The sequence below is a fragment of the Microlunatus speluncae genome (assembly GCF_009299835.1).
GTDB classification, from domain to species: Bacteria; Actinomycetota; Actinomycetes; order Propionibacteriales; family Propionibacteriaceae; genus Microlunatus; species Microlunatus speluncae.
The window spans coordinates 70,640-88,851 of the sequence record NZ_VKCZ01000005.1; the positions used below are offsets into that span (position 1 = coordinate 70,640).

At 70.3% G+C, this 18,212-nt stretch carries 19 protein-coding genes and 1 riboswitch; of the genes, 13 read left to right on the top strand and 6 right to left on the bottom strand.

Features of this window, described 5'->3' with window-relative positions; translation table 11 throughout:
* Positions 1-180 precede the first annotated feature (180 nt).
* Together FNH24_RS08065 and FNH24_RS08070 are read left to right on the top strand one after the other, a co-directional pair.
* Positions 181-1,806, top strand: a complete 1,626-nt coding sequence (locus FNH24_RS08065) for an FAD-dependent oxidoreductase (protein ID WP_152361651.1) — start codon at positions 181-183, stop codon at positions 1,804-1,806.
* 40 nt (positions 1,807-1,846) lie between these two features.
* The gene (locus FNH24_RS08070; RefSeq protein ID WP_152361652.1) at positions 1,847-3,487 is read left to right on the top strand and encodes an extracellular solute-binding protein; all 1,641 of its coding nucleotides are present in this window, start codon (positions 1,847-1,849) and stop codon (positions 3,485-3,487) included.
* 894 nt (positions 3,488-4,381) lie between these two features.
* Here FNH24_RS08070 and FNH24_RS08075 read toward each other — a convergent pair.
* A complete protein-coding gene (locus FNH24_RS08075; protein ID WP_152361653.1) occupies positions 4,382-5,008 on the bottom strand; it encodes a cytidylate kinase-like family protein in 627 nt (208 codons plus the stop codon).
* A gap of 15 nt (positions 5,009-5,023) precedes the next feature.
* Positions 5,024-5,788 (bottom strand): RluA family pseudouridine synthase, encoded by a 765-nt coding sequence (locus tag FNH24_RS08080; RefSeq protein WP_217428102.1) that lies wholly within the window; start codon positions 5,786-5,788, stop codon positions 5,024-5,026.
* A gap of 104 nt (positions 5,789-5,892) precedes the next feature.
* Here FNH24_RS08080 and FNH24_RS08085 point away from each other — a divergent pair, with 104 nt between their 5' ends.
* The 5 genes from FNH24_RS08085 (at position 5,893) to FNH24_RS08100 (ending at position 10,445) form a co-directional block, all read left to right on the top strand.
* Positions 5,893-6,132, top strand: a complete 240-nt coding sequence (locus FNH24_RS08085; protein WP_152361654.1) for a hypothetical protein — start codon at positions 5,893-5,895, stop codon at positions 6,130-6,132.
* Between the two features lie 160 nt (positions 6,133-6,292).
* Positions 6,293-6,483: riboswitch (cyclic di-AMP (ydaO/yuaA leader) on the top strand.
* Between the two features lie 33 nt (positions 6,484-6,516).
* Positions 6,517-7,620: a C40 family peptidase gene (locus FNH24_RS08090; RefSeq protein WP_152361655.1), complete on the top strand. Its 1,104-nt coding sequence runs from the start codon at positions 6,517-6,519 to the stop codon at positions 7,618-7,620.
* Positions 7,621-7,660: 40 nt separating this feature from the next.
* The gene (locus FNH24_RS31390) at positions 7,661-8,869 is read left to right on the top strand and encodes a hypothetical protein (protein WP_161606047.1); all 1,209 of its coding nucleotides are present in this window, start codon (positions 7,661-7,663) and stop codon (positions 8,867-8,869) included.
* Positions 8,866-10,008: a glycosyltransferase family 4 protein gene (locus FNH24_RS08095; RefSeq protein ID WP_161606048.1), complete on the top strand. Its 1,143-nt coding sequence runs from the start codon at positions 8,866-8,868 to the stop codon at positions 10,006-10,008. The genes FNH24_RS31390 and FNH24_RS08095 overlap by 4 nt, the downstream gene beginning before the upstream one ends.
* Positions 10,005-10,445, top strand: a complete 441-nt coding sequence (locus tag FNH24_RS08100; RefSeq protein WP_152361657.1) for a polyketide cyclase / dehydrase and lipid transport — start codon at positions 10,005-10,007, stop codon at positions 10,443-10,445. The genes FNH24_RS08095 and FNH24_RS08100 overlap by 4 nt, the downstream gene beginning before the upstream one ends.
* Here the strand turns inward: FNH24_RS08100 and FNH24_RS08105 are convergent.
* Positions 10,381-10,899 carry a VOC family protein gene (locus tag FNH24_RS08105; RefSeq protein WP_246186806.1) on the bottom strand — a complete coding sequence of 173 codons (519 nt, stop codon included), beginning with the start codon at positions 10,897-10,899 and terminating at the stop codon, positions 10,381-10,383. The genes FNH24_RS08100 and FNH24_RS08105 overlap by 65 nt on opposite strands.
* Before the next feature lie 78 nt (positions 10,900-10,977).
* Here FNH24_RS08105 and FNH24_RS08110 point away from each other — a divergent pair, with 78 nt between their 5' ends.
* The 4 genes from FNH24_RS08110 (at position 10,978) to FNH24_RS08125 (ending at position 13,834) form a co-directional block, all read left to right on the top strand.
* Entirely contained in the window at positions 10,978-11,925 is a 948-nt protein-coding gene (locus tag FNH24_RS08110; protein WP_152361658.1) for a helix-turn-helix transcriptional regulator, read from the top strand.
* A gap of 155 nt (positions 11,926-12,080) precedes the next feature.
* A complete protein-coding gene (locus FNH24_RS08115) occupies positions 12,081-12,263 on the top strand; it encodes a type II toxin-antitoxin system VapB family antitoxin (RefSeq protein WP_161606049.1) in 183 nt (60 codons plus the stop codon).
* A gap of 93 nt (positions 12,264-12,356) precedes the next feature.
* On the top strand, positions 12,357-12,785 hold the full coding sequence (locus tag FNH24_RS08120; RefSeq protein WP_152361660.1) for an SRPBCC family protein: 429 nt from the start codon (positions 12,357-12,359) through the stop codon (positions 12,783-12,785).
* On the top strand, positions 12,782-13,834 hold the full coding sequence (locus tag FNH24_RS08125) for an ROK family glucokinase (RefSeq protein WP_152361661.1): 1,053 nt from the start codon (positions 12,782-12,784) through the stop codon (positions 13,832-13,834). Before FNH24_RS08120 ends, FNH24_RS08125 begins: the two co-directional genes overlap by 4 nt.
* Positions 13,835-13,861: 27 nt before the next feature.
* Here FNH24_RS08125 and FNH24_RS08130 read toward each other — a convergent pair whose 3' ends face one another.
* Together FNH24_RS08130 and FNH24_RS08135 are read right to left on the bottom strand one after the other, a co-directional pair.
* Complete coding sequence (locus tag FNH24_RS08130; RefSeq protein WP_152361662.1) at positions 13,862-14,380, bottom strand: hypothetical protein; 519 nt, start codon at positions 14,378-14,380, stop codon at positions 13,862-13,864.
* Positions 14,377-15,192: an alpha/beta hydrolase gene (locus FNH24_RS08135; protein ID WP_152361663.1), complete on the bottom strand. Its 816-nt coding sequence runs from the start codon at positions 15,190-15,192 to the stop codon at positions 14,377-14,379. The genes FNH24_RS08130 and FNH24_RS08135 overlap by 4 nt, the downstream gene beginning before the upstream one ends.
* A gap of 53 nt (positions 15,193-15,245) precedes the next feature.
* On the opposite strand from FNH24_RS08135, the gene FNH24_RS08140 reads away from it, so the two are divergent.
* Entirely contained in the window at positions 15,246-16,073 is an 828-nt protein-coding gene (locus FNH24_RS08140; RefSeq protein WP_152361664.1) for a lysophospholipid acyltransferase family protein, read from the top strand.
* 4 nt (positions 16,074-16,077) lie between these two features.
* Entirely contained in the window at positions 16,078-16,860 is a 783-nt protein-coding gene (locus FNH24_RS08145) for a lysophospholipid acyltransferase family protein (protein ID WP_152361665.1), read from the top strand.
* Between the two features lie 67 nt (positions 16,861-16,927).
* On the opposite strand, the gene FNH24_RS08150 is transcribed toward FNH24_RS08145, so the two are convergent.
* On the bottom strand, positions 16,928-18,187 hold the full coding sequence (locus FNH24_RS08150; RefSeq protein ID WP_152361666.1) for a cytochrome P450: 1,260 nt from the start codon (positions 18,185-18,187) through the stop codon (positions 16,928-16,930).
* Positions 18,188-18,212: the final 25 nt, after the last annotated feature.

Sequence of the window (18,212 nt, forward strand, 5' to 3'; positions counted from 1 at the left end):
CGGTCCTCTCTCCCGCCCGATTCCCACGTCGAGTCGTGATTCTCGCCTGGCTCCGTCGATCCGCGTCGCCGGGGCGGTCGTGAACACCCTCTTGACGCTCATCGAACTCGCGCCTAGCGTATTGCGTAATGCGCTTTATCACCAGTGTCGGGGTCGGGCCCCACGAAGGAGTGGTCAAGGATGACGGAGCAGGCGACCGAGGTATTGATCATCGGCGGCGGGCTGGGTGGGGTCGGTGCGGCGCTGGCGGCGTTGACCCTGGGCCGCCGGGTGATCCTGACCGAGGAGTCGCCCTGGCTCGGTGGCCAGCTCACCGCCCAGGCCGTACCGCCGGACGAGCATCCGTGGATCGAGCGGGAGTCGCCGACCCGGCACTACCGCCGGCTGCGCAACGGGATCCGGTCCTACTACCGCCGCGACTATCCGCTGACCGAGGACGCGCGCACCAACGTGCTGCTGAATCCGGGCGGCGGGGGAGTGAGCCCGATCTGTCACGAGCCGCGGGTGGCGGTGGCGGTGATCGACGAGTTGCTCGCGCCCTACCGTTCGGACCGGCAGCTGGTCGTACTTCTTGATCATGAACCGGTTGCGGCCGAGACCGACGGCGACCGGGTGACCTCGGTCCGGGTCCGGTCCGGTCGGACCGGCACCGAGACCACGCTGACCGCCGCGTACGTGATCGACGCGACCGAGACCGGCGACCTGCTGGAGCTGGCCGGGATCGAGCACGTCAACGGCGCCGAGAGCCGGGACGACACCGGCGAACTGCATGCGGTCGACGGGCCGGCCCAGCCCCTTGATCAACAATCCTTCAGCTGGTGTTTCGCGGTCGACTACGACCCGGACCATGATCACACCATCGACCGGCCGGCGGACTACGACTACTGGCGGGCCTACCAGCCGGACTTCTGGCCCGGGCCGATTTTCGGCTGGACCGATCTGGAGCCGCAGACGCTGGCACCCCGGAAGCGGGCGATCTTCGAGGATCCGGACTCCTGGCGCGGTGCGGTCGGCCGCGATTTCTGGCACTACCGCCGGATCTTCACCCAGCGCCATCACGTCGACGGCCGGTACGCGAGCGACGTGACCCTGGTCAACTGGCCGCAACTCGACTACATGGACGGGCCGATCCTCGGTGTTGATCAAGGGACGGCGGCGAAGCACCTGGCCGGCTCGCGGGCGCTGAGCCTGTCCTTCCTGCACTGGATGCAGACCGAGGCGCCGCGGCTGGACGGCGGCACCGGCTATCCGGGGCTGCGGCCGCGAGGCGATCTGCTCGGCTCCGAAGATCAGCTGGCGTTGCGGCCCTACATTCGGGAGTCCCGCCGGATCCGGGCCGAATTCACTGTGCTGGAACAACATCTGGGCGTCGAGGCCCGGGAACAGGCCGGCCTGCCGGACGGGTCGGAGCTGTTCGACGACACGGTCGGTGTCGGCTCGTACCGGATCGATCTGCACATGAGTTCCGGCTCCGGCGACGGCCCGCGCAACTACATCGACGTCTCCAACTATCCGTTCCAGATCCCGCTCGGCGCACTGATCCCGCAGCGGGTCGACAATCTGCTGCCCGCCAACAAGAACATCGGCAGCACCCACATCACCAACGGCTGTTACCGGTTGCATCCGGTCGAGTGGTCGATCGGTGAGGCGGCCGGTGCGCTGGCGGCGCACTGTCTGGACACCGGGCAGTCGCCGCGCGCGGTGCGCAACACCCCGGCCCGGCTGGCCGATTTCCAACACCTGCTGACCACGGCGCTCGACGTCCGGCTGGCCTGGTCGGACCAGGTCCGCAGCACCAGACGCTGACGCGCGACGAGGTCATCCATAACCCACATCGGAGTGAAACATGGACAACCCCAGAATCTCCCGGCGCTCGTTGATCACCGCCGGCGCCCTGGCCTCCGGCGGTCTGGTCGTCGGTACGGCAGCCGGCTGCACGCCCGACAAGACGGTCGAGTCCAACACCGGCCATGCCAACGTCAACGCCAGGCTGCCGTCGTACGCGTCGGTCGAGTTGATCAAGCCCGACCTGCCCGGCGATCAGGTCCTGATGCCCGGCTACTACGCGTATCCGCGCGATCCGAAGCCGGCCTTCGACACACCGCCGGGGGAGGGTCTGGGCAAGATCACGATCCAGTATCCGACCTTCATCGCGACGCCGCCCGGAGCGGACCGCAACACGTTCTATGCCCAACTGCAGACCGACATCGGTGCCGAGCTGGACATCACGGCGGTCCCCAACGCCGACTATGCGACCAAGTTCCAGACCACGATCGCCGGCGGCTCGTTGCCGGAACTGATGATGTTTCCGCTGCCGACGCCGGACCAGCCGCGGGTGATGGAGCGGCTGTTCGCCGATCTCGGACCGTTCCTGGCCGGCGGCGGGGCCAAGGATTTCCCTTACCTGGCTAACATTCCGACCGATTCATGGCGGCCGGCGATCTCCAACGGAACGATCTTCGCCGTGCCGCAGCCGCGCTCGGTGGCCGGTGGTGCGATGTATTTCCGGCGGGATCTGTTCGGGCAACTCGGGGTCGATCCGGAGCCGGCCGACTACGCCGCGTTCGTCGAGCTGTGCAAGGCGGTGACCGATGCCCGGCAGAGTCGGTGGTCGATGGCCAACGCCCCCAACGCCCGGCTCCAGATCGCCGAGATGCTGGGCGCGCCGAACGGTTGGAGTGAGTCCGGAGGTGTCTTCACCAACGCCTGGGCCGACGAACGGACGAAGGAGTCGGTGGCCCGGACGGCGGAGTTGATCAAGCTCGGCGTGTTCCATCCCGACGCCGCGTCGGCCAGCTACACCCAGTTCCGCGACTACTTCTTCGCCGGCCGGACCGTGCTCCTCAGTGACGGCTACGCCGGCTGGGAACTGTTCGTCCGCCAGCTCGGCGGCCTGGCCGAAGGCACCCCGAAACTCGGGCTGATGATGTTGCCCAAGTTCGACGGCGGCGGCGACGCGCCGCACTACGCCGGCACCGGCTTCCAGGCGCTCACGGTGATCAAGAAGGGACTGGGCGACGAGAAGACCCGCCAACTGCTGAACGTCCTGAACTTCCTGGCCGCCCCGATCGGCTCCCGGGAGCACCTGCGCCGCAAGTACGGCGTCGAGGGCCAGGACTTCACCTGGCAGGACGGGCTGCCGGCGCTGACCCAGCAGGGCACCACGAACTTCATGGACCTGCAGTACATCGTCGACTCGCCGACCATCCTCGGGCCGGGCCCGCGGGAGGGAGTTGATCTTCAGCACGCCTGGCACCAGCGGGCGACCGCCGACCTGGTCAAGGACCCGACGATCGGCCTCTACTCCGACACCAACAGCCGGAAGGGCAACACCCTCGGCAAGGTGATGGGCGACGTGGTGACCGGCATCTTCTTCGGCCGCAACACCCTGGACGACTACGACCAGGCCTACTCCCGCTGGAAATCCGAAGGCGGCGACAAGATCGCCGCCGAGTTCGCCGACGCCAAACAGGCCTCCGGCGGCTGATCACCCGTCCGTCTCGACGCGACCGCTTTCGGCCGCCGCGACCGTTGCAGTGGTCGCGGGCGCCGATAGCGGTCGCGTGGCGCTGTCGCGCGGGGACTGGACGCGGTGCTCGCGTGCGGCCTCCGTCGCGGCGCGACTGTTGTCGGCTGGCGCGACCGTTGCAGTGGTCGCGGGCGCCTATAGCAGTCGCGTGGCGCTCCTACCTGGGATTCGCGCCTGACCGTGCCGGAAATCTGATCACGCTCCGGGCCTCCCGCAACGGCAATCGATCGACGCGACCGCTATCGGTCGACGCGACCGCCACACCAGTCGCGGGCGCCGATAGCGGTCGCGTGGTGCTGCTGGCTGAGGCTGGGTAGCCGGCTGCGTGCGCTTGCGCGAGGCTGGGCCGGTCACACTCTCGGAGGCGCCGTCGTCCTCTCCGTGGTACCGGCGCGACTGCTGTCGGTGGACGCGACGGCTGCAGTGGTCGCGGGTGCCGGTAGCGGTCGCGTGGTGCTGGTGGTTGAGGTCGGGTAGCCGGCCGCGTGCGCTTGCTTGAGGCCGCGCCGGTCACTCTCGATGGCGCCGGTCGTCCTCTCCGGGGCCGGCGCGACTGCTGTCGGTGGACGCGACGGCTGCAGTGGTCGCGGGTGCCGGTAGCGGTCACGTGGTGCTGGTGGTTGAGGTCGGGTAGCCGGCCGTGTGCGCTTGCTTGAGGCTGCGCCGATAGCAGTCGCGTGGTGCGTCGGCAACAGTCGCGTGGTGCGTCGACAACGCGCGTGGTGCGTCGACAACGCGCGGGTGGGCTCAGCGGGAGCCGGCCGGCTCGACGGTCGTCGCGGGGGATTGCCGGTTGGGCGGTTTCGCTGTGCATCGAGCTGATCATTGACTGAGCTGATCAGCTTCTGCTGATCAGGTCGGCGGGACGATGCCGCGGGCGGCGGCGGCGACCATGATCAACTCTTCGACGGCGTCCCAGGACATGGCGCCGGTGTTGATCACCAGGTGGTAGTGCTCGGCGGCGTTCGGGTCGACCCGGTAGGCCTGCTTGACGTAGCGGGTCCGGGCCTCGTCGTTGATCTTGCGGTTCTGCTTGGCCTCTTCGGCCGAGATGCCGTGCTGTCGCATCGCGGAGGCGATCCGGGCTTCGACCGGCCCGTCCAACCGGACGTGCAGCGCGTTCTCGACGTCGGCCAGCACGATCGCCGCGGCGCGGCCGAGGATGACTCCGCCGGAGCCCTCGGCGATCTCGCGCAGCCGCTGCTCCGAGCGTTCCCGGACCAGCTGCTCCGGCGGATGGATCGCGGCCAAGCTCGGGTCGGCGTAGAACGACATGGCCGACACGTTGGCCAGCCGGGCCCACCAGCCGCCCGGGCTCTCGCCCTTGGCCTCCGGCGCGTCCGGCGAGATGCCGAGCTCGGCGGCGATGGCGACTGAGATCGCTCGGTCGAGGAAGGGCAGCCCGAGGCGGGTCGCGACCCGCGGCGCGAGCACGCTCCCGCCGGCGCCGTACGAAGCAGAGATGGTCACGGTTCCCACGGGGCAAGTGTGCCGTCAATCCCAGGCGGCCGACAGTGCCGCCTCCGGCGTGTCGGTGTGGCACAGATCCCAGAAGTCGGCTCCGGGCGCCGCTTCGATCCGGATCCGCCGCCCCTGGGCCCACTCGGCGTCGATCGCCAGCCGCCAGGAATGCAGGCCGGTCCGCGGTGCCGGGTCGTCCCCGGCCCGGAACAGCGGGTCGCCGGCGATGGCGTGGCCGATCCAGGCCAGGTGCACCCGGATCTGGTGCCGGCGGCCGGAAACCGGGGCGACGGAGAGCAGATCCTGGCCGGGCTCGGCCGCGAGCCGCCGGAACAGGGTGGTCGAGGGATAGCTGCGGACCCGGTCGTTGACCGCCGAATCGGGCACCGACCAGGTCGGCGGATCACCGGCGGCGGCGATCGCGGACCGGTCGGCGGCGATCCGGATCCGGCCCTTGCGGCCGGTGCTCAGCGGCAGGTCGATGGTGCCTTCCGGTGGCAGCCCGCCCGGCCGGACCACGGCCAGATAGCGCTTGGCCGCCGTGCGCCGGGCGAACTGGCGGGTCAACCCGCCGTGCAGCTCGAGATCCTTGGCGAACAGGATCAGCCCGGAGGTGACCTTGTCGATCCGGTGCACGGGATACAGCGTCTCGCCGGCCTCGGCGGCGATCCGGACCAGGTCGGTTTCGTGCCGCTCGCCCATCACGGAGATCCCGGCCGGCTTGTTCAGCGCCAGGACGGCGGCGTCCTCGTAGCAACAGGCCGCGCGCAGCGTCGCCCAGTCGTGGCCGGAGTTCACCGCAGCAGCGTACGGCCGCTCCCGGGACGGCTGTCGGAGCGGACTGTCAGTGGCGCCGGGCAGAGTCGGTCCCGGAAGCAGAAACAGTGGCCCGAGGAGGACCGATGGAGGAAAGTCTGCACGTCGACTGCGGCACCTGTGCCGCCCGCGGTCCGGCCTGTGACGACTGCGTGATCAGCGTCCTGCTGGGGGCGCCGGCGGAGGGGGTCGATCTCGACGCCGACGAGCGAGCCGCGCTCGAAGCACTGGCCGAGTCGGGGATGGTGCCGCCGCTGCGGCTGATTCCGGGCGCCTCCCGCGCCAATTCGGTGCAGACCCCGCTGACCTGGCAGGATTACGCCTAGAGCCGGGTCAGGAGCGGCTCAGCATCACCTCAACGAAAGCTCTCGGCCGGTGACCTTCTCCCGGCGGGCGTTCCACTCTTCGAAACGGACCCCGAAAATCCGGCGTGTCGGGTGTTTGCACGTAACCATTCCGTGACCTAATGTGTCTCCTGCGCGACAGACATCGCGCACGCTGAATCTCTCACTCGCGAGGCCGCCCACGAAGCGCGGAGCGACGAGGGAGCCGGGGAACCAATCTTGTGGGGTGAATCGGCGGGCGCGTCCGGGTTCGTTACCGGAGGCGCAGTCGTAGGGCGAACTTCCCAGCCCGAATCCGTCAGCTCACCTGGTAAGCGTCGAGAGAAGGGAAAGGTTCGCGTGACCGCACGCTCCGTTGGGGCTCGGATGTCATCGCTGTTTCGCATCGTGACCCGGAAGGCCCTCTACGGGTTGCCGGTTGTCGCACTCGGAGCCACCGTGCTGGTCGGCGCCCAGGGCCAGGTGGCTCTGGCGGAGCCGCCGCTCACCGTCGAGGATGCGAAAGCCCAGATCGAACAGCACGAGGCCGAAGCGGCCGGGCTGGATCAGGAATACAACGACGTCAAGCTGGAGATCAAGGACGCCGAGAAGACGCTCGCGCAGAAGCAGAAGAATCTCAAGGCGCAGCGGTCCATGATCGAGAAGCTGAAGAAGATCGTCGGCCAGGTCGCTTTGGCCAACCTGCAGAACCAGAGCCTCGGCACCACGGCTCAGCTGTTCCTGCACGCCGACACCGACCGGTTCCTCAGCCAGTTGTCGACGGTCGAGAAGATCACTCAGAACCAGAACAGCGCGCTGCAGAACTACCAGGAGCAGCAGGCCGCCCTGGTCAGCCTGGAGCAGTCCGCCACGGATGATCTCAAGGCGCTGGAGTCTCAGCGGGACGATCTGAAGAAGATCCGCAAGGAGGCCCAGAAGCGGGTCGACGACGCGGAGGCGATCCTGACCCGGCTGACCGCGCAGCAGCGCGAGCAGATCGAGAACGAGGAGGCCCAGGAGTCGGAGGATTCCGAGCGGGCCGCGAGCCAGGCCTCGGACGACGACTCCGACGACAGCGACTCCGGTGACGACTCCGACGACAGCAAGTCCGAGGACGACTCCGCGTCGAGCGGCTCGGGCAAGGGCGCGCAGGTGCTCGCCTGGGCGCTCACCCAGAAGGGCAAGCCGTACGTGTTCGGCGCCGACGGCCCGAGCTCCTACGACTGCTCCGGCCTGACGCTCAAGGCCTGGGGCAAGGTCGGGGTCAGCCTGCCGCACTCCTCGTCCAAGCAGTTCAAGATGGGCACCCCGGTCTCGAAGGACAATCTGAAGCCCGGCGATCTGGTGTTCTACTACAGCTCGTCCCGGCCCAGCCACGTCGGCATCTACGCCGGCAACGGCCAGGTCTTCCACGCTCCGAACTCGCGCAAGCCGCTCGGCTACTCCTCCCTCGACGACATGCCGTACGTCGGGGCCCGCCGTTACGGCTGATCCGCTGAACCTGCGCCCGACTCGGGCCCGAATCGCCCACGTGACCGTTGTTCTGGTCACGTGGGCGTTTCTCGTGACCGGCTGTGCCGCGCCGGCGCCGCCGGCGACCCCGCCGCCGTCCCGGCCGGCGGAAGTGCCGACCCGGGCGGCGGCGCAGCAGACCCTGCAGCGGCTCGCCGCCGCGATCCTGGACCGGCGACAGGCCGACTTCCAAGCCGAGTTCGCCGCCGCCGATGCGGTGCTCCGGACCACCACCGACCTGTGGTGGGCCAACCTGACCGCGCTGCGGCCGACCCGGTTCGCCCTGGTCGCCGGTGCCCTGGACGACGCCGGCACCGGCGAGGTCACCATCGACTGGGCGATCCCCGGTGACTCCGGGACGGCCACCCACCGGGCCCGGTTCACCTTCGCCGGCGCCGCGGCTCGGCTGACCGCCCTGCGGCCCGCCGACCCACCCGGAGCGCGGCCGGTCTGGTGGTCGGACCCGATCGAGGTCGTACGCCAGGGGCGGGCCACGGCGGTGATCGTGGGCGCCGGGACCACCGGCCGGGCCTGGGCCGACCGGGCCGATCGGGCCGCCGGCCGGGTGCTCGCGGCCGTGCCGGAATCGCTGCGCCGTGGCTGGTCCGGCGCGGTGGTGATCGAGGTGCCGGCGACCGCGGAAGGCTATGACCGGCTGCTCGGCGGGGAGCCGGGCCGGCAGTCCGGCTATGCCGCCGTCGCCTGGGCCGAGGGCGTCGCCGATCCGCGGGATCCGGCGACGGAGCGGATCGCCGTCCGGGTGGTGGTCAATCCCGACGCGGCCGGCCTCGACCCGCGGGCCGCCGACCTGTTGCTGACCCATGAGGTGACCCACCTCGCCCGCTACGACGCCGGGTCGGCGGCGCCGCTGTGGCTGGTCGAGGGCTTCGCCGATCTGGTCGCCTACCCGTCCGAGCCCGACCTGCTGGCCACGGCGGAGCAGAACCTGCGCGCCACCGTCCGGCAGGTCGGCGCGCCCACGGCGTTGCCCGCCGACGACGACTTCCGGGCCGGCAGCGATCGCGACCTGGACCGGGCCTATCTGCTCGCCTGGTCGGCCTGCCTGCTGATCTCCGAGCGCTACGGGGCGGCGGCGCTGCACCACTTCGTCGCGGCGGCCGGCGCCGGAACGGGGGTCGACCGGGCGTTGCGCTCCGCTGCCGGGGTCGACCTGACCCGGTTCACCGCCGACTGGCGGCAGAGTTTGATCAAGGACGCCGGCTCGTGACGGCGCCGACCGGCTCCCGGCCGACAACCCTGGTGATCAGCAACGACTTCGGGCCGCGGATCGGTGGCATCGAGTCCTTCGTCACCGACGTCTGCCGGTTCCTTGATCATGAGGTCGTGGTCCTCACCTGTCGGGTGCAGGGCAGTGAGCCGTACGATCGGGCGGCCGGCTTCCCGATCTTCCGCCGCGACCCGGTGTTGTTGCCGAGCCGTTCCGTCACCGCCGAGGCGGTACGGCTGCTGCACCGCTTCGACGCCCGGCGGGTGATCTTCGGCGCGGCCGCGCCGTTGAGTCTGATGGCGCCGGCGCTGCGGGCGGCCGGCGCGACCAAGATCATCGGCATCAGCCACGGTCACGAGATCTGGTGGGGCCGGCTGCCGCCGAGCCGAGCCCTGCTGCGCCGGATGGTGGCCGGGCTGGATCGGCTGACCGTGATCTCTGAGTTCACCGCCGGCGAGCTGCGCGCGGCCCTGCCGGCCGCCGACAGCGAGAAGTTGATCATGATGCCGCCGCCGGTCGATCCCGACCTCTTCCACCCTGACCCGGCCCGGCGCGAGGGTGCCGGCGCAGACGGCCGGGACGGCACCGTGCGCTGTGTCGCCGCTGCCCGATTCGTGGCCCGGAAGGGGATCGACGTCCTGCTCCGGGCGTGGCAGACGGTCCGCCGGCGGGTCGGTGCCGGTGGCGAGTTGATCATCGTCGGCGATGGCCCGCAACGACGCCGGCTGCAGGCCTCGGCCCGGCAGTTGGGGATCGCCGACTCGGTCCGCTGGACCGGACCGCTGACCCGGAGCCAGGTGGCGGCGGAGCTGCGCCGGGCCGACCTGTTCGCGCTGCCGGTCCGGACCAGGCTGGGCGGACTGGAGCCCGAGGGGCTCGGACTGATCTTCGCCGAGGCCGCCGCGACCGGGCTGCCCATCCTGGTCGGCGACTCCGGTGGCGCGCCGGAGACCGTCCGCGACGGCGTCTCCGGCTATGTCCTCGACCCTCATGATCACGAACACTGGGCCGGCCGGATCGTCGAACTGATCCGCGACCCGGGCCTGCGCCGGCGGATGGGTGCCGCCGGTCGCGATCATGCCGTGTCCCGATTCGGTGCCGACCGGGTGCGGGCGACCCTGCGAGAGTTGATCACATGACCACCGGGATGACTGTCGTCGAAGCCGAGTTGTTCATCCGGTCCGAGCCGGCCCGGATCGCGGCCGTGCTCGCCGATCCGGACTGGCAGGCCGGCTGGGCCCACGGACTGATCATCCAGCCGTACGCCGACCGCGGCGCCGAGGGCCTCCGGGCGGTGCTGACCGGTGCACTGACGGGAAGCTGCGAGTGGTGGATCGAGGCGGTGCCACCGACGGCCGGGGCCGACGGGGCCCGGGGCGCGGTGGTGCATTTCTGGCTCCGCCCGGTCGAGCCCGAGGGAGGCTGGTGGCGGCTCGGGCCGGGGTGGCGCCGCCGGGCCGAGTTGCACCGGCGGCACCTCGCCCGGCGCTGGCGGGCGGCCCTGTTCCGGCTCAAGGACGCGTTGGAGCGCCCGGATGGAACATCGTCCCCTGCACGTATTCCAGCCGCTCGGTGAACTCGGGGTCGGTCAGCCGCCGCCCGACCTCGGCCTCGTCGACCTCCTCGATCCGCTCCATCAGCCAGTAGAGGTTGCCGTACGGATCGCTGACCCGGGCTACCAGGTCGCCCCAGAAGACGTGGGTCGGCTTGGTCACCGAGGTGCCGCCGGCGGCGACGGCGCGATCGTGCACCTGCTGGATGTCGGTCACGTACAAGCGCAGGAAGCCGGGCGTCGGCGGCCAGTCGGGCATGTCGAACATCAGCACCACCGAGTCACCGATCCGCACCTCGGCGTGGCCGATGCCGCCCTTGCCGTCCTCCATCCGGCCCAGGTCGGTGCCGTCGAACACGTTCACCAGGAAGTCGATCACTCCCGCGGTGTTCCGGCCGATGATCCAGGGCGACACCGTGTGGTAGCCGTCGGGGACGGGGCTCGGTCGGGTCATCGCGTTCTCCTTCGTCGTGGTCATGCTCCGACCGTAAGGAAGGTTGTGGACAGTTTCTGACCACAACTGTCAGGATTCTGGAGATCTTGACGGGAGGACGCGATGCCTTCGACGCGGCTGCTGACCCTGCTCTCGCTGCTGCAACCCGGCCGGCTCTGGCCGGCGGCCGAGCTGGCCGACCGGCTCGGCGTCAGCCCGCGCACCCTGCGGCGGGACCTGGACCGGCTGCGCGAGGCCGGGTACGCGATCAGGTCCTCGACCGGCCCGGACGGCGGCTATCGGCTGACCTCCGGCCGGGACGTGCCGCCGCTGCTGTTCGATGACGACCAGGTGTTGGCAGTGGCGCTGGCGTTGCGGACCGTGCCGGGCTCGGTCGCCGGCCTGGCCGACGCCGCCGACCGGGCCCTGACCAGCATCCGGCAGGTGCTGCCGGACCGGCTCCGGCCGCGCCTCGATCTGCTGCAGGTGAGCCAGGCCCAGCCGGCCACCGCGCCGGTCGACCCGGCGGAGCTGCTGGCCGTGGCCCAGGCCATCCGCCGCCGCGAGGCGCTGCGCTTCGACTATCCGGTCGAGGCCGACCGGCCGGCCGTCCGCCGGGTCGAGCCGCATCATCTGGTGGCCCGGGGCGGCCGCTGGTATCTGATCGGCTGGGACTCCGAACGCGACGACTGGCGGACCTTCCGGCTGGATCGGCTACGGACACGGACCCCGACGGGTCCGAGGTTCACCCCGCGCTCCCTGCCGGCGGCCGACCCCGCCGCGTATCTGGCCGGCCGGATCGGCGGTGGCCCGCTGCTGTGCCGGGGCACGGCCGTGCTGCGACTGCCGGCGGAGCAGGTCGCTCCCTGGGCCGGCCCCGAGGCCGTGGTCGAACCGGCCGGCCCCGACCGGTGCCGGGTGACCGCGAGCTCCTGGACCTGGGTCGGGCTCGCGGCCTGGTTCGCCTTCTTCGACGTCGAGCTCGAGCTCAGCGAGCCCGAGGAACTGATCCGGGCCGGCGCCCAGCTGGCGGAGCGGCTGACCCGAGCCGCGCCGGAGGCCGACGGCTGACAACACCGGCGATCCTGGTGACACCGACCCCGGCCCTGACAACAGCTCGGCCAACACCCACCCGGCACGCTTGGATCCATCGCCACGGACGGGGGAGAGATGGTCAAGATCAGCCCAGCGGGTGCACCGGTGAGATCGATCCGAGGCGGATGATCATGAAAGCGGGGCGAGGCGAGTTCGGCCCGGAGGGGCCGATCATGGTCGAGGTCGATCCGGCGCTGCTGCAGCGCGCGAAGGCGGTGCTCGGCGTCCTGACCGCGAGGCGGGCCGTCGAGCTGGCCCTCCGCGAGGTGATCCGCCGGCGGCAGCCCGACGGAAACGACCGGCCGCGGTCGTAGCGGCGATTCAACGGGGTGGGTGGGGGAGGGGGGCCCAGGATGATGAGGGCGGGTCGGGCCGGGCGCGGAGGGCCGGACACTAAGGTTGTGCCGGTGAGCGAGCAAACGAGCGCCAGCATCCGGATCGACGCCGCGCCGGAGTCGATCATGGAAGTGATCGCCGATTTCGGGCACTACCCGGAATGGGTCGACTCGATGAAGAGTGCCGAGGTGCTCACCGCCGGCGACGACGGTCGGGCCGAGACGGTGCGGATGACGCTGCAGCATCCGCTGGTGTCGGACACGTACGTGCTCCGCTACACCTGGCAGTCGGGGCGGGTCGAGTGGCACCTGGTCGAGGGGTCGCTGCTGAAGGCGATGGACGGCAGTTATCAGTTGGAGCCGGCCGGATCGGGCTGCCTGGTGACGTATCGGCTCACGGTCGACGTCAACCTGCCGATGATCGGCATGTTCAAGCGCAAGGCGGAGAAGACGATCATCGATGGTGCCCTGAAGGGGCTGAAGAACCGCGTCGAAGGATGAACACCCCCGGGACGAGCGTCACCATCGGGGTCGACATCGGCGGCACCAAGGTCGCGGCCGGCGTGGTCGACGGCAAGGGGGCGGTGTCCGATCGGCTGGTGGTGCCGACGCCGACGCACAGTCCGCAGGCGGTCGAGGACGCGATCGTCGGCCTGGTCGAGGAGTTGCGTGGCCGGCACCCGGTGGACGCGGTCGGGATCGGTGCCGCGGGGTGGGTGGACAGCGATCAGGCGACGATCAGGTTCTCGCCGCACCTGGCCTGGCGGTCCGAGCCGCTGAAGCAGCGGCTGGAAGCCCGGATCGACGTCCCGTTGATCGTCGACAACGACGCCAACGCGGCGGCCTGGGCCGAATATCGGTTCGGGTCCGGCCGGGGGTCGTCGGTGATGATCTGCATCACCCTCGGCACCGGCATCGGCGGCGGCCTGGTGATCAACGGGCAGCTGTTCCGTGGCACGTACGGGATGGCCGGCGAGTGGGGCCACATGATCAGCGTGCCGGGCGGGCATCGCTGCGAGTGCGGCAACCGGGGCTGTTGGGAGCAGTACGCCTCCGGCAACGCGCTGGTCCGCGAGGCCCGGGAGCTGGCCCGGACCAAGTCGCCGCTGGCGTACCGGCTGCTGGAATCCGTCGACGGCGACATCGATCAGATCACCGGGCCGGGTGTCACCGCGCTGGCGCTGGAGGGCGAGCCGACCGCGATCGAGTTGCTGGCCGATGTCGGGCAGTGGCTGGGGCAGGGGATCGCGAATCTGGCGGCGGCCCTCGATCCGGACCTGTTCGTGGTCGGCGGCGGGGTCAGCGCGGCCGGTGACCTGTTGCTGCAACCGGCCCGGCAGGCGTTCGAGCGGACCCTGACCGGCCGCGGCTACCGGCCCACCGCGACCGTCGCCCTGGCGTCGTTCCGCAATGACGCCGGGCTGATCGGCGCCGCGGACCTGGCCCGGGTCGCCATGATCGAACCGCCCGAATCGGGCAGTTCCGGCTTCTGGCCGCGGCGCCGGAAGCGGAAGGCGCGCGGGATCCTGCGGGGTCGCGGCCAGGGCTGACCGGGCCTCAGAGGTCCGGCCCGGGAGTCAGAGGATGGCGCCGTCGTCGGATCCCGGCGGCCGGTTGCGTGGCAACCGGAAGGCGAGGATGGCGCAGCCGACGACGAAGCCGATGATCGCCAGCACCCCGGCCCAGACCGGCAGCGGCGCGCCGAGGATCAGCGCGATCATGGCCAGCGTCGCGTACGCCAGCGAGATGGTCGCCAGCAGCGTCGGCCAGGACGGCCGCGGCAGCGGGGGCGGCGGCTCCGGCACGTAGCGTTCCTCATCCGGATCCGGTTCGCGCCGCGGCGGCGGGGCGTCGAAGACGAACAGCGGATGATCATCGGCCCAGGCCGTCGGCGGGGTGGGTTCGTCGACGGGATCGTCGTCATCGTCCGGAGTGATCAACGGCTCCGGATCGCCGGGCAGCTCGGTGGTGGTGTGGAAGCGGGAGATGATCTCGGCGAACTCGCGGTCGATCTCGGATTGGTCCTCGGGGGCCAGGTCGCCCGGGTCGGGTGGGCTGTCCGGCCGGTCGGGCTCGGGATCGGGCGCGTTCGTCACGTCTGGCCCTCCGATCTGCGCGACGGGGTCACGCCTGCCTCGGCCGCGATCGCCGAGCAGAACGCCGCCGAACGATCGAAGATCTCCCGGGCGTCGACGTCCATGGTGGCTACATGGTAACTACGGCGGAGCACGATCTCCTCCGCCGTGGACGAATTCACAGTTTCCAGAATCAGTCGGGCCGATGACGGGTCCACCACATGATCGGTCGCGGAGCGGAACAACAGCAGTGGCGCGGTCACTCGGTCCAGCCGGCCGCGGACGTCTCGCCACAGCCGGGTCAACGAATGTAGGGCCCGCAACGGCAGCCGGTCGTAGCCGCCTTCGTCGACCCCGGGACGGGCGATGTCGTTGGTGATCCCGGCCAGCGACGGGGTCAGGCGCTTGAGCACCGGCAGCAGCAGCAGCCGTGGGTCGGGGTTGCGGACCGACGGGTTGACCAAGATCACGCCGGCCACCCGGTCGGCGTGCTCGGCGGCCAGCCGCAGCGCCAGCGAACCGCCCATCGACAGCCCGACGACGAAGACGACCGGGTGCTCCCGGGCCAGCCGGACGAACGCGCTGTCGACGCAGTCGTACCAGTCGGTCCATTCGGTGACGTTCAGGTCGCGCCAGTCGGTGCCGTGGCCCGGCAGCCGGGGCAGATCGACCGTGAAGCCGCGGCGGACCAGGTCTTCGGCCCAGGCGCGCAGTGACTTCGGTGATCCGGTGAAGCCGTGGCAGAGCAACACCGCGGCCTCGCCGGTGCCGCCGCGGAAGGGCTCCGCGCCCTCGTTCAGTTGGCCGGTTCCAGAGCCAGCAGCAGGACTCATGAGCCGACGATATCCGTCGACCATAGAGTTGACCCTGCGAAGGAGGCAGTGGCTTGTTGTATTTGGTGCTCAAGTGGGCGATCGTGGCGCCGTTGGTGCGGGTGTTGTTCCGGCCCTGGATGGAGGGGGAGCAGAACATCCCGGCCAAGGGCCCGGTGCTGATCGCCAGCAACCACCTGTCGATCGGGGAGACGTATCTGATCCCCGCCATGATCAGACGGTCGATGAGTTTCCCGGCCAAGATCGAGTTGTTCCAGGGAAAGGCGTTGCACAAGCGGCTGCTCGGCTGGTTCCTCCGCAACATCAACGTCCGGCCGATCGACCGCTCCGGCGGCCGGGTCAGTGCCTCCGACATGGACGCGGTGTCCGCGATCCTGCGCGAGGGTGGGGTGCTGGGCATCTTCCCGGAGGGCACCAGATCCCCGGACGGACGGCTCTACAAAGGTAAGACCGGCGTGGCCCGGCTGGTGCTGCAGACCGGCGCCGCGATCGTCCCGGCGGCCATGATCAACACCAAGGGGGTGCCGCTGCGTGGGCTCCGGATCCCGTGGATGCACCGGCCCGGCCTGCGCTTCGGCAAGCCGATGTATTTCACCCAGTACGAGGGCGCCGGCAATGATCGAGAGGTGCTGCGGTGGATCACCGACGAGGTGATGAACGCGATCATGGAGCTGTCCGGCCAGACCTATGTCGACGCCTACGCGGGCTCGGTCAAGGCGGCCGCCGCCGAGGGCCGGGAGCTGACGGCGCTGGTCAAGTCCCGGCCGGGCGAGGGCAACCGGGTGCCACCGGTGCCGGCCGACGATTCGCAACGACCGGATGCCGATCCGCCGCCGCGGGACGTCGATCCGCACCAGCAGGGCGCCGATCGGGCACGATGACTCCATGAACGACGAGCTGGTCACCGTCGACCCGCAGCCGGCGCGGCGCCGCGATGTCGGCGGCGGCATCTACTGGGCGCTGAAGAACGTCGTCCTCGGCCCGGGTGTCCGGCGGCTGTTCCGGCCGATCGAGGTCGGGGTGGAGAACGTACCGGCCACCGGCGCGGCGATCGTGGCCAGCAACCATCTGTCGTACGCCGACTGGCTCTTCCTGCCGCTGGCCCTGGACCGCCGGATCACCTTCGTGGCCAAGGCCGACTACTTCACCGGCGCCGGGCTGAAGGGCTGGGCCCAGAAACGCTTCTTCGCCGGCACCGGGCAGGTGCCGATCGACCGCAGCGGCGGCCGCGCCTCCGAGGGTGCGCTTCGGGCGGGCCTGAGGGTCCTGGAGCGCGGCGAGCTCTTCGGCATCTATCCCGAGGGCACCCGCAGCCACGACGGCCGGCTGTACAAGGGCCGCACCGGCGTGGCCCGAATGGCCCTGCTGGCCGAGGTGCCCGTCATCCCGTCGGCGATCATCGGCACCGACCTGATCGCGCCGCCGGGCAAGATCGTGCACAAGGTGATCAGCCCCACCGTCAAGTTCGGCAAGCCGCTCGATTTCTCCCGCTACGCCGGGATGAGCGACGACCGTTTCATTCTCCGCTCGATCACCGACGAGATCATGTACGCGATCATGGAACTCTCCGACCAGGAGTACGTCGACCTCTACGCCCCGACCGCGAAGGAGAAGGCCGCGAAGGAGCAGGCCGCCGACGACGAGGCCGAAACCTCCCCTCAGGCCTGACCCCGCTCCGAGTTGTCAGAAGTGAGTTGTGCCAGAGGGCTACTCAGTTCTGACAAGTGGGTGAGGTTCAGGAGGCCTTGACCGGTTCCGAGGAGGTTGTGGCGTAGTCGATCACGGGGAACCGGGCGAGACCTCGGATCAGGCTTCCCGGCCGGCGCACGGGCGGCTTGGTCATGGCGAGCCGGCCGAACCGCTGGGTGATCTCGCGGATGGCGATGGTCGCCTCCATCTTGGCCAGCGGCGCGCCGACGCAGTAGTGGATGCCGCTGGAGAAGCCGAGGTGGTCACCGGAGTTGGGGCGGTCCAGCTCGAAGCGTTGCGGCTGGTCGAAGCGGGCCGGATCCCGGTTGGCGCCGCCGAGCAGGGTGATCACGAAGTCGTCCTTCTTGATCGGGATGCCGTCCAGGTCCAGGTCGGTCAACGCCTGACGGCCGGTCCGCTGGACCGGCGCGTCCCAGCGCAGGGTCTCCTCGATCGCGGCGCCGGCCAACTCGGGATCACGGGCGACCCGGTGCCAGGCGTCGGGGTGGTGCAGCAGGGCCAGGACCGTGTTCCCGATCAGGTTCACGGTGGTCTCGAAGCCGGCGATCAGCAGCAGGGTGCACAGCGGCACCATCTCCCGCGGTTCGATCTTGTCGCCCTCGGCGGCCACCAGTCGGCTGATCACGTCGTCGCCGGGCTGCTTGCGCTTCAGCTCGAACACGCCGGTGAAGATCCGCTCCAGCTGCTGCTTCGCGTCGTACAACATCGCGGCGTGCCGCAGCGACTGCAGCCCGCCGAGCGCGCTGCCGAACGCGGCACCGTAGCGGGCGAACTCCTCGGCGTCGGCATCCGGCACGCCGAGCAGTTCGGTGATCACGGCGATCGGCATCGGCGAGGCGAAATCGCGGACCAGGTCGAACGGGGCGCCGGCCGGGAGCCGGTCCAGCAGCCGGCGTACGGTCTTGGTGATCATGCCGTCGAAGCCGGCGATGGCCCGCGGGGTGAAGACCGGCGCAACGAACCGGCGCAGCCGGGTGTGGTCGGGCGGGTTCATGTCCAGCAGCGACAGCTCGGCGGTGTCCTGGTCGGTCATCCGGCCGCCGACGCCGAATCGCCGGTCCCGCAGGATCTGATCGCACAGGGCGTGGTCGGCGGTCACGTACGCGCCGACCGGGGAGCGGGAGATCCGGCCGGCCGCGCGGATCCGCTGATAGATCGGGTACGGATCGATCCGGCCCTCCTCGAGATGCAGCTGGGAGAGGGGGTCGCGGCGCAGCCGGCCGTTGATCACGAACGTCATCCGTTCTCGGATGAACTCCCGCACGAAGGCTGCCTGTCCTGCCATGGTCGCGTCCCTTCCGCCGTGCCGG